The 13094-nt window shown below is 58.4% G+C and carries 17 protein-coding genes, 1 tRNA gene and 1 pseudogene; 13 read left to right on the plus strand and 6 right to left on the minus strand.

Annotated elements, in window-relative coordinates; genetic code table 11:
* Positions 1-43 precede the first annotated feature (43 nt).
* From ACQ4OE_RS08405 to ACQ4OE_RS08420, 4 genes and pseudogenes are all read left to right on the plus strand, one after another.
* Positions 44-625, plus strand: a complete 582-nt coding sequence (locus ACQ4OE_RS08405; RefSeq protein ID WP_430946339.1) for a DJ-1/PfpI family protein — start codon at positions 44-46, stop codon at positions 623-625.
* A 13-nt stretch (positions 626-638) separates the two neighbouring features.
* A complete protein-coding gene (locus ACQ4OE_RS08410; RefSeq protein ID WP_430946340.1) occupies positions 639-944 on the plus strand; it encodes a ribbon-helix-helix domain-containing protein in 306 nt (101 codons plus the stop codon).
* A gap of 183 nt (positions 945-1127) precedes the next feature.
* Positions 1128-1472: a YegP family protein gene (locus ACQ4OE_RS08415; RefSeq protein ID WP_430946341.1), complete on the plus strand. Its 345-nt coding sequence runs from the start codon at positions 1128-1130 to the stop codon at positions 1470-1472.
* A gap of 22 nt (positions 1473-1494) precedes the next feature.
* Positions 1495-1593, plus strand: a pseudogene (locus ACQ4OE_RS08420) (metal ABC transporter ATP-binding protein); the annotation flags it as partial.
* Positions 1594-1625: 32 nt separating this feature from the next.
* Here ACQ4OE_RS08420 and ACQ4OE_RS08425 read toward each other — a convergent pair.
* Entirely contained in the window at positions 1626-2645 is a 1020-nt protein-coding gene (locus ACQ4OE_RS08425; protein WP_430946342.1) for a DUF4917 family protein, read from the minus strand.
* Between the two features lie 153 nt (positions 2646-2798).
* On the opposite strand from ACQ4OE_RS08425, the gene yiaY reads away from it, so the two are divergent.
* Complete coding sequence (gene yiaY / locus ACQ4OE_RS08430; RefSeq protein WP_430946343.1) at positions 2799-3947, plus strand: L-threonine dehydrogenase; 1149 nt, start codon at positions 2799-2801, stop codon at positions 3945-3947.
* 142 nt (positions 3948-4089) lie between these two features.
* Here the strand turns inward: yiaY and ACQ4OE_RS08435 are convergent, their stop codons facing one another.
* A complete protein-coding gene (locus ACQ4OE_RS08435) occupies positions 4090-4578 on the minus strand; it encodes a DMT family transporter (RefSeq protein WP_430946344.1) in 489 nt (162 codons plus the stop codon).
* A gap of 77 nt (positions 4579-4655) precedes the next feature.
* Between ACQ4OE_RS08435 and ACQ4OE_RS08440 the strand changes: the two genes are divergently transcribed.
* The 7 genes from ACQ4OE_RS08440 to ACQ4OE_RS08470 all read left to right on the plus strand — a co-directional run bounded on the left by ACQ4OE_RS08440 (position 4656) and on the right by ACQ4OE_RS08470 (position 9058).
* On the plus strand, positions 4656-5567 hold the full coding sequence (locus ACQ4OE_RS08440) for a LysR substrate-binding domain-containing protein (RefSeq protein ID WP_430946345.1): 912 nt from the start codon (positions 4656-4658) through the stop codon (positions 5565-5567).
* Positions 5568-5594: 27 nt separating this feature from the next.
* A complete protein-coding gene (locus tag ACQ4OE_RS08445) occupies positions 5595-6323 on the plus strand; it encodes a hypothetical protein (RefSeq protein ID WP_430946390.1) in 729 nt (242 codons plus the stop codon).
* Positions 6324-6360: 37 nt separating this feature from the next.
* Positions 6361-7077 carry a hypothetical protein gene (locus ACQ4OE_RS08450; protein WP_430946346.1) on the plus strand — a complete coding sequence of 239 codons (717 nt, stop codon included), beginning with the start codon at positions 6361-6363 and terminating at the stop codon, positions 7075-7077.
* Between the two features lie 4 nt (positions 7078-7081).
* Positions 7082-7498 (plus strand): fosfomycin resistance glutathione transferase, encoded by a 417-nt coding sequence (fos, locus tag ACQ4OE_RS08455; RefSeq protein WP_430946347.1) that lies wholly within the window; start codon positions 7082-7084, stop codon positions 7496-7498.
* A 60-nt stretch (positions 7499-7558) separates the two neighbouring features.
* Positions 7559-8197 carry a LysE family translocator gene (locus ACQ4OE_RS08460; protein ID WP_430946348.1) on the plus strand — a complete coding sequence of 213 codons (639 nt, stop codon included), beginning with the start codon at positions 7559-7561 and terminating at the stop codon, positions 8195-8197.
* Between the two features lie 125 nt (positions 8198-8322).
* Complete coding sequence (locus ACQ4OE_RS08465) at positions 8323-8478, plus strand: KGG domain-containing protein (protein WP_007911485.1); 156 nt, start codon at positions 8323-8325, stop codon at positions 8476-8478.
* A 76-nt stretch (positions 8479-8554) separates the two neighbouring features.
* Positions 8555-9058 (plus strand): DUF4142 domain-containing protein, encoded by a 504-nt coding sequence (locus ACQ4OE_RS08470; RefSeq protein ID WP_430946349.1) that lies wholly within the window; start codon positions 8555-8557, stop codon positions 9056-9058.
* A 45-nt stretch (positions 9059-9103) separates the two neighbouring features.
* Here ACQ4OE_RS08470 and ACQ4OE_RS08475 read toward each other — a convergent pair whose 3' ends face one another.
* Positions 9104-9514, minus strand: a complete 411-nt coding sequence (locus ACQ4OE_RS08475; RefSeq protein ID WP_122591650.1) for a low affinity iron permease family protein — start codon at positions 9512-9514, stop codon at positions 9104-9106.
* A 164-nt stretch (positions 9515-9678) separates the two neighbouring features.
* On the opposite strand from ACQ4OE_RS08475, the gene tam reads away from it, so the two are divergent.
* On the plus strand, positions 9679-10449 hold the full coding sequence (gene tam / locus ACQ4OE_RS08480; RefSeq protein WP_430946350.1) for a trans-aconitate 2-methyltransferase: 771 nt from the start codon (positions 9679-9681) through the stop codon (positions 10447-10449).
* A gap of 36 nt (positions 10450-10485) precedes the next feature.
* Here the strand turns inward: tam and ACQ4OE_RS08485 are convergent, their stop codons facing one another.
* From ACQ4OE_RS08485 to ACQ4OE_RS08495, 3 genes are all read right to left on the minus strand, one after another.
* Complete coding sequence (locus tag ACQ4OE_RS08485) at positions 10486-11214, minus strand: class I SAM-dependent methyltransferase (protein WP_430946351.1); 729 nt, start codon at positions 11212-11214, stop codon at positions 10486-10488.
* A 687-nt stretch (positions 11215-11901) separates the two neighbouring features.
* Positions 11902-11975, minus strand: a tRNA-Gly gene (locus ACQ4OE_RS08490).
* Positions 11976-12134: 159 nt separating this feature from the next.
* Positions 12135-13019: an alpha/beta fold hydrolase gene (locus ACQ4OE_RS08495; protein WP_430946352.1), complete on the minus strand. Its 885-nt coding sequence runs from the start codon at positions 13017-13019 to the stop codon at positions 12135-12137.
* Positions 13020-13094: the final 75 nt, after the last annotated feature.

A 13094-nucleotide genomic window follows, 5' to 3' on the forward strand; every position in this document is an offset into this window, starting at 1 on the left:
CTACCTTCAATACTCCCAAGCATTCTCCAGAGGAGTCCTCCCCATGGCCGCGAAAAAGATCCTGATGCTGGTCGGCGATTACGTCGAAGATTACGAAGTGATGGTGCCGTTCCAGGCCCTGCAAATGGTTGGTCACAGCGTCCACGCCGTGTGCCCGGACAAGGCTGCCGGCCAGACCGTGCGCACCGCGATCCATGATTTCGAAGGCGACCAGACCTACAGCGAAAAACCCGGTCATCTGTTCGCCCTCAACTTCGACTTCGCCAAGGCCAGCGAAGCCGACTACGACGCGCTGGTGATTCCCGGCGGTCGTGCCCCGGAATACCTGCGTCTCAACGAAAAAGTCCTCGACCTGGTGCGTGCCTTCGACAAGGCCGGCAAGCCGATTGCGGCGGTCTGCCACGGCGCACAACTGCTAGCGGCGGCGGGTGTGCTGGAAGGTCGCGGATGCAGCGCCTATCCGGCCTGCGCCCCGGAAGTTCGACTGGCGGGTGGTACGTACATCGACATCCCCGTGACGGATGGCCACGTTCAAGGCAATCTGGCCACTGCCCCGGCGTGGCCGGCGCACCCGAACTGGCTGGCCGGATTTCTCGGTCTGCTCGGCACCAAAATCACTTTGTAACGAGGATTCGTCGATGTGCGAGCTCTACGTCCAGGCTGACCCGATTCTCTACGAATCGCGCTCGCGTTCGTTGCGCATTTGCGGCGTGGTGACGACGTTGCGCCTGGAGAATCAGTTCTGGGACATCCTCAGCGAGATCGCCGAAGTCGATGGCATGACCACCAACCAACTGATCGCCAAACTGTATGAAGAGGTGATGGATTATCGCGGCGAAGTGGTGAATTTCGCCTCGTTCCTGCGGGTGAGTTGCATGCGTTATCTGAGTCAGCGGCGGGTGAGTGCGCCTGAGCTTTCGGTGGTGCGCGCGGTGGTGAAATAGCTGACACCGGGTTGCCTCAATCGCGAGCAGGGTCGCTCCCACTCTCGACCGCGTTCTGCAACTGCAATGCTGTCCCCTGTGGGAGCGAGCTTGCTCGCGCAGAGGCCGGCACAGGCGACAGAAGGCTACGGCTGGTCTTTACTCATTGGCGAAAAACCTCTCAACCGCCAAGGAGCAACGAGCATGTCCGGATGGTACGAAGTGAGTAAAAGCAGCAACGGCCAGTTCAGGTTCGTGTTGAAAGCAGCGAATGCCGAAACCATTTTGAGCAGTGAGCTGTACACCACCCGCGCGGCGGCGGACGGCGGCATTGCTTCGGTGCAGACCAACAGTCCGCTGGATGAACGCTACGAGAAAAAGACCACCAAGGACGGTCATCCGTACTTCAACCTCAAGGCTGCCAATCACCAGATCATCGGCAGCAGCGAGTCGTATTCATCGGATTCGGCGTGTGACAAAGGCATCGCCAGCGTCAAGACCAATGGGCCGACGAAAGTTATCAAGGACAAGACATTGCGGGTGCTCTGACCTCACTTTCAAATCCAGCGCCATTCCTGTGGGAGCGAGCCTGCTCGCGAAAGCAATCTATCAGTCAACATCATCATCGACTGATACACCGTCTTCGCGAGCAGGCTCGCTCCCACAGGTAAATGCATCGCGGAAGCGTCGGTCAGGCCTGCATCAAACCTCGACCGGCACCGACAATTTCGGGCTACCAAGCGCATGCGTCTTCGCATCAAAAAACCGCAACTCAACCCCGGTCCCTTCAAACACCTTCGCGTAATGCCGCTTTTGGTGCTGAACAAACGCCGCACTGCGCGGGTAAATCGAGATCGCCACGGTCCTCGGTTTTGCCAACCGAAGCCCCCGCACAATGTGCGCATCCTGCTCGCCCAACGCATGGCCGAAGATGCACAGACTCTGCGAATGCCCCAGCAATTGCTGATAACAGAACGACAGATAATCCGAACTGCGAATGGTTTTGAGCTTGTCCGCACTCGGCCCTTCGGTGACGAACAGCGGCACGTCGTCCAGCGTCTTGATCGTGTTGTTGATCGCAAAACTGCCGAGCAGCGTGCCCTCGGTCGAGGTCAGTTTGCGCGCGGTGCCGTCCTGATTGCGCACTAGATGCAGACCGCCGTGCAGATACAGCAAACGCGGTTTGTCGGTGCTGCTTTCACTCAGGTCGAAACTGGCACTCGGGCCGTTAAACAAATCATCGATGGCTTCGCTGTTGTGTTGCAGCGCCCAGTAGTTGAGCAAGTCGTAGTTGGTGGTGAACACCGTGCTATACCGCGCCAGTTCTCCGTTCAGCGTCGCCAGGGTCGAGGCTTTCACCAGACGCCACGGGATATGCACCGCGTGCACGGTGTTGATCAGCGCTTCCTTGATCGCGTAATAGCGATTGCGCGGCGCTGCCGAGCTGACGGCCAGGGCCTTGTTGACCCGACTGGTGGTTTTCAGCGCGCCGAGCACCTGCTCGAAGCTGCGCGTCTGCATGGCATCGAACACCGCCAGTTCCGACGGGCTCAGCGGTTTTTCTTCCACGGTGCGGGCGTTTTCGAACAGCGAGTCGTAGCCGAAGTCGTCCCACACGGCGCGGCTGGCGCCATTGCCCACCAGCAGACCGTTGAACTCGGTCGCGGCGCGCAGGGTGTTCCAGTCTTCAAGGCTGGCGTCGACATCCAGAAAATCGGTCATTGCGTAGGAGGTCTCAAAACAAAGGGCTGATGGGCGGCGACTTTATCACGAGCGAGCATTGAGCCAGATCAACATCGTCCGTGACCGATCGGTCGATCCTGTGTGCACCCGCCGGTTCGCCACAGTCGATTCGGCCCAGTCAGGAGACGCACGATGAGCAGCACCTTTTTCATTCCGGCGGTCAACATCATGGGCAACGGCTGCCTCGACGAAGCCATGGTCGCGATCCGCAACTACGGTTTTCGCAAGGCGCTGATCGTCACCGACGCCGGGTTGGCCAAGGCCGGCGTGGCCTCGATGGTCGCCGAGAAACTGGCGATGCAGGACATCGACTCGGTGATCTTCGACGGCGCCAAACCCAATCCGAGCACCGCTAACGTCGAGTCGGGTCTGGGCTTGCTCAAGGAAAGTCGCTGCGATTTCGTCGTGTCCCTCGGTGGCGGTTCTCCCCACGACTGCGCCAAAGGTATCGCCCTGTGTGCGACCAATGGCGGGCAGATCGGCGACTACGAAGGCGTCGATCAATCGAGCAAACCGCAACTGCCGCTGATCGCGATCAACACCACCGCCGGCACCGCCAGCGAAATGACCCGGTTCTGCATCATCACCGACGAATCGCGCCACGTGAAAATGGCCATTGTTGACCGCAACGTTACGCCGCTGCTGTCGGTCAATGACCCGGAATTGATGGTCGCCATGCCCAAAGGCCTGACTGCCGCCACTGGCATGGACGCATTGACCCACGCCATCGAAGCCTACGTCTCGACCGCTGCCAACCCAATCACCGATGCCTGCGCGTTGAAGGCGATAACTTTGATCAGCAACAACCTGCGCCTGGCCGTGCGCGACGGTAGCGATCTCGCCGCGCGGGAAAACATGGCGTACGCGCAGTTCCTCGCCGGCATGGCCTTCAACAATGCCTCCCTCGGTTATGTGCATGCGATGGCGCATCAGTTGGGCGGTTTTTATGATTTGCCCCACGGCGTGTGCAATGCGGTTTTGCTGCCCCATGTGCAGACGTTCAATGCGCTGGTGTGCGCCGAGCGCCTGACCGATGTGGCTCATGCAATGGGCGCCGACATTCGTGGCTTCAGCCCGGAGGAGGGAGCGCAAGCGGCGATCAATGCGATCCGTTGTCTGGCCAGGGATGTCGATATTCCCGGCGGCTTGCGCGAGCTCGGCGCCAAGCTCAGCGACATCCCGATCCTCGCCGGCAATGCCCTGAAAGACGCCTGCGGCCTGACCAACCCGCGTGCGGCGGATCAACGGCAAATCGAGGAGATTTTCCGTAACGCGTTTTGAGATTTTCGGTGTTTGGCATGACGCCTTCGCGAGCAAGCTCGCTCCCACAGGGAATCGCATTTTCTCATCTGAAACGCGATTAAAATGTGGGAGCGAGCCTGCTCGCGAAAACGGACTTCCAGGCACCGAATAATCTGAAGGCTTACCCAGCTATCACGGCATTCCTCTCAAACACCCCGCCAAACTGAATCAACACCACCCCGCCAATCAACAACACCGCTCCCAACGCTCGCGACACCGTCAGCTGTTTCTCCACCAACCCGAACAGCCCAAAGTGATCCAGCACCATCGATGCAATCACCTGCCCAGCCAACGCCAGCGCCACGAATCCAGAGGCCCCGAGCTTGGGCAGCAACACCACCGCCAGCGCGACAAAACAAACCCCAAACGCACCACCGGCCCACATCCACAGCGGCGCCTTGCTGATGAACGCCAGCGATGGCAGCGGTAACCGCAACGCCAGAATCACCGGCAGCAACACCAACACACTCACCAGCAACGACGCCAAGGTCGCCCATAACGGATGTCCCAACCCGCGTGCCAGATTGCTGTTGATCGCACTCTGAAACGGCACCACCGCGCCAGCGAACGCCGCCAAGGCCAGTAATCCGGCCCACTGCAAGGTACTCATGATCAAACTCCAACAGGTTTTGCTGGACTCTAGAGTATTCGTCGCGCAGATTTAAATTCCATTTTGTCATCCAGAACATGCATCAGATGAATGATCTGCGCCGTATCGACCTCAACCTGTTGGTGATCCTCGACGCCTTGCTCAGCGAGCAGCACGTCACCCGCGCCGCCGAGCGCCTGCACCTCAGTCAACCGGCGGTCAGCCATGCGCTGGCGCGATTGCGCGATCTGCTCGGTGATCCGCTGCTGGTGCGCGCTGGCTCGACGCTGGTGCCGACAGCGCGGGCGCTCGAACTGGTCGCGCCGTTGACCGAAGCGCTGGCACAAGTGCAATCGCTGCTGGCGCCGAACACTTTCGACCCGGCCATTGCGCGTCGGACGTTTCGCGTGGCGATGTCGGATTACGGCGCGGCGATCATTCTTCCGGGGTTGATCCGCACCCTGCGCCGGGAAGCCCCGGGGATCGATTTGCAAATCAGCCATGCCAGCCGCGAAGGCATGCTCGAAGGCGTACTCAATGGCGATATCGACGTCGCCGCCGGCGTCTTCCCGGAGATGCCCAACGAACTGCGCAGCTCGGTACTGTTCGAAGAACGCTACGTCTGCCTGCTGGACCGCCAGACGCTGCCGGCCAACGGCGTCCTGGACTTGCCGACCTACCTGTCACGTCCACACGTATTGCTCGAAATGCGCGGCAGCGGCACGCCGGAAATCGAGCGGGCACTGACCTCATTGCGTGAACGCCGCCGCGTCGCAATCAGCCTGCCGCACTGGAACGTCGCGCCGCAGTTCATCAGTGGCACGGATCTGATTCTTACGGTGTCATCGCGCAGCGTGCAGGAGATCGATCAGCAGGAATTGATCGTCGTGCCGCCACCGTTCGAGATACCGCCGTTTACGTTTGTCTTGGCATGGCATAAGCGGCGGGGTGGGGATCAGGCGTTGAATTGGTTGAATCGGAGGATTGAGGAGGGGATAGTGCGCGGCTGAAAAGTGATCAAGGAGCGGGAAGTGACAATGAAGTCTGGCTGGATTGGGTGTGCGGCATTGTGCGGATGGTTGCTGGCGGGGCAGGCAGTGGCCGAATGCACTCCGCCGAAAGTGTCGGGGGATCTGGATTTTTCGGTTTGCAAGGATTGGCCGGCGTATCCCGGGCAAACCCTCAACGCCACTGCCAGATTCGAGCGCGCTTCCGATTATGTAGAAGGAAACTCGCACGGCTTTTACGATGTTGATTTGTATGTATTGCAGGATGGACGATCAGTTCCTGTTGCCACTTATCATCAAGCCGCTGCTTTCGAAACTGACGGCGTAGCCTTGGTGGAACTGGCACTCGATACTGCACGCTACAAAGTGGCTGCCGATTTCCGGGCTTTCGGTGTGCGTGCCCGTGTCACCAATGCATCTCGTCTCAATCCTTTGGAAGAGGTTCAGCTCTCGCTTTACGTGAGAGAGGGAGCAACGTTGCGTCCAGTCCTGAGGCAGTTGCTGGTCTCCCAATACAGCGGCGAGTGGAATGATGTTTGCGAAGGTGAACGCAGCGAAATTACCAGAACGGTGGAAGTCGCCAAAACAAGCTCCCATGGTTTTGCGGACCTGATCGTCAAGACTCAGCAAACCGGCACAAGCAGCGTGGGCGACGCAGAGGCTTGTGAAGATAAAATCACCCATTACCCACCCGTTCTCACAACATTGCGTTATGACGGAAAGTCTTACGTTTTGCCGCAAGGTTTCAAAGGGCTTTAACCGCCCTGCTTAACACGACTCTTATCAAGGAAGAACAATGCTCACGCCCACCAGACTCCTTATTGCCCTCAGTATTCTGACCCTCGCTCCTCAAGCCCAGGCAGAATGCCAAACCAAAGACTTCGACGGCAAATCCCTGTCGCGCTGCAAAGTCTGGCCGGCCGTGCAGAACCAGGCGATTGCGGTTAAATCGACGTATCTTGCCGACGCCGGCGGCGATGATGCCGGGGTCTTCGATCTGGATCTGTCGATCGTCAACGCCAGCACTTACAACCCCATCGCCACTTACCGTAAACCGGGCGCTTACAACTCCGATGCCGTGCGCTTTGATGATTTGCACATCGACACGGCGCGCTATCGTCTGGCGCCGGACGTTCGGGCTTTCGGCCTACGTTCAAAGTTCGCGCACAGTTCTCGCGCCAATCCCTACGAGAAAACAGATCTGGCGCTGTATGTGCGCGAAGGCAGTCAGTTGCGTCCTGTGCTGGAAGGCTTGGTGGTGGCCAAGACCAACGGTGAGTTCAGCAATGATTGCGAAGGCTATACCAAGACGATTCGCCGAACCGTCGAAATCGGCCCTTCCAGTTATCATGGTCTGGCCGATTTGATCGTCACCACCAGCGGCAGCAAAATGAAAAACACGCAGTCGGGTAAAGAGTGTCTATCCAAAACCACCCGCCTGAAGCAAACGAAGATCACCCTTACCTACGACGGCGAACAATACACCGTCCCCGAAGATCTCCGAGGTTACTGATCCCATGCTCACCGGCCTCAATCACCTGACCCTGGCGGTCAGCGATCTGAATCGCAGCCTGACGTTCTATCGCGATGTGCTGCAACTGCACGTCGAGGCGAGGTGGGATGCCGGTGCTTATTTGTCGTTGCCCGGGCTGTGGTTATGCCTGTCGCTGGATCCGCTGCGGAAGTCCGAGCCGAACCCCGATTACACCCATTACGCGTTCAGCTTGAGCGCGGCGGATTTTCCGCTTTTCGTGCAGAGGCTGAAATCCGCCAATGTCGCGCAATGGCGGGATAACCGCAGCGAAGGCGCGTCGTTCTATTTCCTCGATCCCGACGGCCACAAACTCGAAGTCCACGTCGGTGATCTGGCTTCGCGGCTGGCAGCGTGTCGGCAAAAACCGTACGCCGGCATGCGTTTTTACGACGAGCCGTGAACACGCGCAATCGGCTGATATAGACTGGCGGCCACGTGTTCTGGCAGTTGCAGGTTCTCCATGACTCCATCGTTGCTAATGGCCGTTCTGGCCTCGGGTTTCATTTACGGCATTACGCCAGGGCCGGGCGTGCTGGCGGTGTTCGGCATCGGCGCGGCCCACGGGCGACGTGCGGGTGCCGGGTTTCTCTGCGGGCATCTGCTCGGTGATGTGGTCTGGTGCAGCACGGCGCTGATCGCGATTGTCGGCGCTCGGGAAATCGGCAGCACGGCGTTTGATGTGCTGGGCGTGCTCAGCGGCCTGTATCTGTTTTGGCTCGGCTGGCGTGCAGTGCGGGCCAAGCGTCGCAATGGCGACGAGCCGCAGGGTGCGGCGCGCAAACCGTTTTGGCACGGCATTCTGTTCGGTTTGACCAACCCCAAGGCCTACCCGGTGGCGGTCGCAACGTTCACCGCGCTGCTGTCGAGCCGCGCCGAACTGCTCAACTGGTCGATGCTGCCGACCCTGATTGCCCTGAGTTTCCTCGGCGGATTGCTCGCCTACGCCATTCTCATCGGCGTGGTCGGCGCGCAGCGGGTGCGCACGTTGTATCAGCGTCACGAGTTGTTGATCACCCGTTTGTGCGGCGTCATGTTCATCGGTTTCGCCATCAACGCACTGGCGCACGCGCTTCCGGGATTGATGCCGAACAAGGCTTGAACTTGCCGTTCTGAATGCTCCGTTCGTCGCATCAATCGCAATTTTTCTAAACCTTTGTCCGTAAGAAAATTCTCAATCTAGGCGGGCACCTGCTCGCTACGATCATTACCAAGAGGTAGAGAATCATGCCTAATTCAAGAAACTCGAACTCGGGAAACTTCGCCAACGATCGAACGAAGGCCTCTGAAGCCGGTCGCAAAGGTGGGAAAACCACCACCACGACCGTCGACAAAGAGCCAAAACCTGACATGGGCCGCAAGCCTGCGCAGAAGTCGAAATAGTCGGTGAAGGTAGTTTTGATTGAGAGGCGGGGGCGTGAGCTCCCGCTTGAATTTTGCAAGTAAGGAGGGCGCGACCATGAGCCGTATGGCCACCCGTATACGTCATATCAGTTTTGCATCCCTGTTGGGCCTGTGCGCCACTAGCGCCTTCGCCCAGTCGCCCGCCGATTTCATCAACGATGCCTCCGCCAAAGGCATGGCCGACATTGAGGCCAGTCGTCTGGCCCACAGCAAAGCCGAATCCAAAGAGGTCAAGGATTACACCATCGTCGTGATCAACGACCGCACGACGGCCAATCAGCACCTGGCGAAAATCGCCAAGAAGCTCGACCTGCCCGTCGCTCCACGTGAAGAACTGGCCGACAAGGCCAAGGAATTGATGCCGCAAGTGACCGACGGTGCGTCGTTCGACCAGGCCTACGCCGCCAGTCAGGTCAAAGCCACTGAAGAAGCCATCGAGCAGATCCAGCAGGAAGCGCAAAACACTGACGTGCCGGAGATCAAAGCCTTCGCCGATGAGACCCTGCCTAAACTGCAAAACCATCTGGAGATGGCTCGCCAGTTACAAGCCAGCCGCTGATCGGCAGAGTTTGAGGAAACGGCGCATGAGCGCCGTTTTCTGTTTTCAGCACTCGTTCAAATCCTGCTTCGGCTTGCTCTTCTCCCCCAGCCCCTCAAGATTGAACACTTCCCCTTCGCCCAACGAACGGTAGTGCCTGCGCAACGCCTCCAACTGCTCCAGATCCAGCGCCTCCAGCCCGAGCATCGCGTTTTGCGCCTCTTTGGTCACCAGCAGCAACTCATCAATCTTCAAATGCAGAATGTCAGTGTCGCGGTTCTGGGTGTTCTGGATCAGGAACACCATCAGGAAGGTGATGATCGTGGTCGAGGTATTGATGATCAGTTGCCAAGTGTCGTTGTAATTGAAAATCGGCCCGCTCAACCCCCACAACCCGATCAGGATCAAGGCGCCCATGAAGGTCTTGGGACTACCGGCCACCATCGCGAGCTTCTGGGAGATTTTTGCGAATTTCATAGCCGTGTTCCTTATTGGAGGGGTGTTGAAATTCAGACATCTGCCGCGGCTGGAAAATTCTAATTACAAATCCGTCCACGTCACCGGACGTTGGTAGGGCAGGCAGGCGCGCCAGATCGCGGTATCGTGACGAACCGCTGGAATGTCCCGCACAGGAGAACGCAATGAGTTGGTCCGCCAAACAATATGTCGCTTTCGAAGATGAACGCACCCGCCCGGCCCGCGATTTGCTGGCGGCGATTCCCACGCCAGAAGCGCGAGCAGTGGTCGATATTGGTTGTGGCCCCGGCAATTCGACGGAGTTGCTGGTGCAGCGTTTTCCCGGTGCGAAGGTCGGTGGGTTGGACAGTTCGGCAGACATGATCGACGCGGCACGCAAGCGCCTGCCGGATTTGCAGTTCGAGGTGGCCGAGATTGATAAATGGGCCGCTGCAGGGCCGTTCGATGTGATCTTCGCTAACGCCGTGCTGCAGTGGGTGCCGGATCATGCGACGTTGTTGCCGGCGTTGGCCAGCAAGTTGTCGGTGGGTGGCAGTCTGGCGATCCAGATGCCGGACAACCTCAATGAACCGTCCCATCGATTGATGCGAGAAGTCGCTGCGAATGGCCCATGGGCAAGCAAGCTTTCAGGCGCTGCGGGGCAACGGACCGACATGGCCAGTGCCAGTGATTATTTCTCGATGCTGCGACCGCACTGCGCACGGGTCGATGTGTGGCGCACGACTTATCACCATCAGCTGTCTGGCGGGGCGGCGGGGGTGGTGGAGTGGTTCAAGGGTAGCGGGTTGATTCCGTTTTTGAGTCCGCTGACAGAGACGGAAAAGGCGCAGTACCTGGAGCAGTATCTGGCGGAGGTCGGAAAAGCTTATCCGGCATTGGCGGATGGGTCGGTGCTGTTGCCGTTCCCACGGTTGTTCATCGTCGCAACTCGCTGAAATAGAAAAGGGCCGATCACCTCGGCCCTGTTCAACCTATCGCTGCACGGCGACCAACATCATCATCGGCCGTTCCCGCTCTTCCGCCAGCGCCGGTTGCGCGGCGACTTCGGCATCGCTCGGCCCCCACTCGTTGACGTGTCGAATCGTGAACCCCGCGTCGATCAGCGAATTGAGCAATGTGCCGACCGTTCGATGCTGTTTGATCACGCCTTCAGCCAGCCAGTTGGTTACCCGTTCGCCCTCCAATTGATAGCTGTCCAGCGGCCAGCGTTTGTTGCCTTCGCTATCAACCAACCAGCCCGGATTACGCGGTGCCATGAAGATTGGGTGTTCGATGGAAAAGACAAAGTGCGACCCCGGTTTCAGCGCGGCATACAGATGAGCAAACAGCCCCGGCAGATTCTTGATGTAATGCAGCGCCAGTGAACTGTAAGCCAGACCGAAACTGCAGGCGGGCAAGTCGGGTTGTTCCAGGTCGGCGCGCTCATAGCGAATGTTCGCCGCCGTCGTGGTCTCCCGCGCTCGGTCCAGCATTTTCTCCGAGACATCCAGCCCCAGCACGCTCGCTGCGCCACTCTCGATGGCCCAACGGCTGAACCAGCCATAACCGCAACCCAGATCCACCACGTTCAAGCCGTGCATGGACGGCAGCAGTGCCTTGAGTGCCGGCCACTCCGGCGCCGCGTCGAGGCCGCCGATGGAGCGGTTCATCTGGCTGTAACCCTGGAAAAATTCGGGATCGTCGTAAATATTTTGCGTCATGGTGAAGGGCTCTTTTGAGTTCGGTCGTCAGCGGCGCGGTGGCCGCGATGGAATCCCTCGAAAGTGGTGGCGCGTATTCGTCGATGGCCGCGCAGGGGGAGGGTGGTGGTCGATGGGGAAATGCTAGTCGGTTGGGCGGGAGGTGAAAACCGGTCGAGTGTTGTGGATCTGTAATGTCGGGTAAATCGCTATGGTTTATCGCCGAGTAAGCGTCTTCCGAGTGAGGTGTTTAAAGGCCTGCGGAGTTACGTCCTGAAGCCTACAAAACCTTGCGCCTTTGCCTACCGGTACACCAGAATCCGCCGGCTTGTGCGCTTGGGAGGCGGTCGGTAACTTGGTTCGCGTCACTGATTTTCAGTGATCGGGTTTAGTAGCCCGCAATCCCCCCTAAATGGCTGCATAAGTACCATTCAAACAGGCGAACGCTTGTACTCGATGGTGGCTGTGCGCATGGCGCCCTCGGGTGCGCCGGATTTAGGGTTTGGGGTCCGGTCTACTAACTTGCGCACAGCTGCCACCCATTCGTTTAGTAGCGAGATCGGTTGCGGCCTTATTAAAAGGTAAGGCGAGCCGGGGGGATCTCAACGTCGTCGATTTGTAGCGGGCACAAAAAAACCGGCCTTATAGGCCGGTTTTTTCTATTCCTGCATCCCCCGTCAAAAAACACAACGTGAGACAAAATTTGAGTGGAGCGGGTAGAGGGAATCGAACCCTCGTCGGAAGCTTGGGAAGCTACTGTTCTACCATTAAACTATACCCGCTCAGAGCGGCTGACTTTGTACCAGACTCGGCCACGGATTTGAAGTTTTTCTTTTACGCATGAGCGCTTTAAATCGCTGAAATCGGTCAATCGCGGACGAGCACTGTGGGTGAGAATACCAATACCTCAGCCCTACAGGCTCGCGCGCGATGACACTTTTTCAAATGGCGAATGCATGTTGATCCTGAACAAACGAGTAACGCGTTCGGCTGGTCTGCTGCGCCGGTTTCAGAAAGCCGAGCAAGGCATTCTGGCTATCGCGGCACGCCGATTTGTGTTCCATGTCGAGAAAATGTCCGGTGGCTTGCAGCGTGGTGAACGTGCTCTGTGCCACATGGTTGCCGAACAACCGTGCGTCTTCGGCTGCGGTGTATTCGTCCCATTCGCCGTTTAAGAACAGCACCGGCACGTTGATCTTTTTCGCCGCATTCAAATAGCACTGCCGATCGCTGTGCAGCACGTCGCTGATGTGGAAATGCATCTGTCCGTATTCGTGCTCGGCGAGGCTGCTGACGTGGCGATAGTTGAAGCGTTTAAACAGTGATGGCAGGTGTTTGCCGATGGTGTTGTTGACCAGATGGCCGACGCGATCGCCGTCGCGTTGGCCGAGGTAATCGACGCCGCGTTCGAGGTAATCGAGCATGTGCGCGTTGATCACCGGAGAGAACGAGCTGATCACTGCCCGTTCGATACGCCGTGGCTGGTGGGCGAGGGCAACCAGGGTCGCGGCGCCGCCCCAGGAAAACGACAGCACGTGTTCGGCGGCGAAGTGGTCGATCAACTCCAGCAGAATCTGCCCTTCGACGTCCTTGGTCAGGTGTTTCTCGTGGCGGTTGTGCGCCTTTGACCGGCCTGCGTACGGCTGGTCATAGCAAACCACGTTGAATTGCGGATGCAGGTTTTTCACAGTCTGTGCAAACGACGCAGTCGTGGCCATCGAGCCGTTGACCAGGATGATGGTCTTTTCTGCGGCGTCTGCGCGATAGAACTCCGTGTAAACCCGATACTGACCCTGTATATCCAGCACAGCGATTTCTGGCCTCATGTCATAAGACTCCTGGCAAGCAAGCGGGTATGCGCGCAAATAGAGATTGCACGAGCTTTGTGACAGGTAGGCATA

It is taken from the genome of Pseudomonas sp. WC2, assembly GCF_050586545.1.
In the GTDB taxonomy this organism is placed as follows: domain Bacteria; phylum Pseudomonadota; class Gammaproteobacteria; order Pseudomonadales; family Pseudomonadaceae; genus Aquipseudomonas.

Coding starts and splice junctions, on each gene's coding strand:
- ACQ4OE_RS08495 (WP_430946352.1), bottom strand. CDS start 13,019: ATGAGGCCAGAAATCGCTGTGCTGGATATACAGGGTCAGTATCGGGTT.
- ACQ4OE_RS08460 (WP_430946348.1), top strand. CDS start 7,559: ATGACTCCATCGTTGCTAATGGCCGTTCTGGCCTCGGGTTTCATTTAC.
- ACQ4OE_RS08485 (WP_430946351.1), bottom strand. CDS start 11,214: ATGACGCAAAATATTTACGACGATCCCGAATTTTTCCAGGGTTACAGC.
- ACQ4OE_RS08425 (WP_430946342.1), bottom strand. CDS start 2,645: ATGACCGATTTTCTGGATGTCGACGCCAGCCTTGAAGACTGGAACACC.
- fos (WP_430946347.1), top strand. CDS start 7,082: ATGCTCACCGGCCTCAATCACCTGACCCTGGCGGTCAGCGATCTGAAT.
- tam (WP_430946350.1), top strand. CDS start 9,679: ATGAGTTGGTCCGCCAAACAATATGTCGCTTTCGAAGATGAACGCACC.
- ACQ4OE_RS08405 (WP_430946339.1), top strand. CDS start 44: ATGGCCGCGAAAAAGATCCTGATGCTGGTCGGCGATTACGTCGAAGAT.
- ACQ4OE_RS08410 (WP_430946340.1), top strand. CDS start 639: ATGTGCGAGCTCTACGTCCAGGCTGACCCGATTCTCTACGAATCGCGC.
- ACQ4OE_RS08465 (WP_007911485.1), top strand. CDS start 8,323: ATGCCTAATTCAAGAAACTCGAACTCGGGAAACTTCGCCAACGATCGA.
- yiaY (WP_430946343.1), top strand. CDS start 2,799: ATGAGCAGCACCTTTTTCATTCCGGCGGTCAACATCATGGGCAACGGC.
- ACQ4OE_RS08440 (WP_430946345.1), top strand. CDS start 4,656: ATGCATCAGATGAATGATCTGCGCCGTATCGACCTCAACCTGTTGGTG.
- ACQ4OE_RS08435 (WP_430946344.1), bottom strand. CDS start 4,578: ATGAGTACCTTGCAGTGGGCCGGATTACTGGCCTTGGCGGCGTTCGCT.
- ACQ4OE_RS08475 (WP_122591650.1), bottom strand. CDS start 9,514: ATGAAATTCGCAAAAATCTCCCAGAAGCTCGCGATGGTGGCCGGTAGT.
- ACQ4OE_RS08450 (WP_430946346.1), top strand. CDS start 6,361: ATGCTCACGCCCACCAGACTCCTTATTGCCCTCAGTATTCTGACCCTC.
- ACQ4OE_RS08445 (WP_430946390.1), top strand. CDS start 5,595: ATGAAGTCTGGCTGGATTGGGTGTGCGGCATTGTGCGGATGGTTGCTG.
- ACQ4OE_RS08415 (WP_430946341.1), top strand. CDS start 1,128: ATGTCCGGATGGTACGAAGTGAGTAAAAGCAGCAACGGCCAGTTCAGG.
- ACQ4OE_RS08470 (WP_430946349.1), top strand. CDS start 8,555: ATGAGCCGTATGGCCACCCGTATACGTCATATCAGTTTTGCATCCCTG.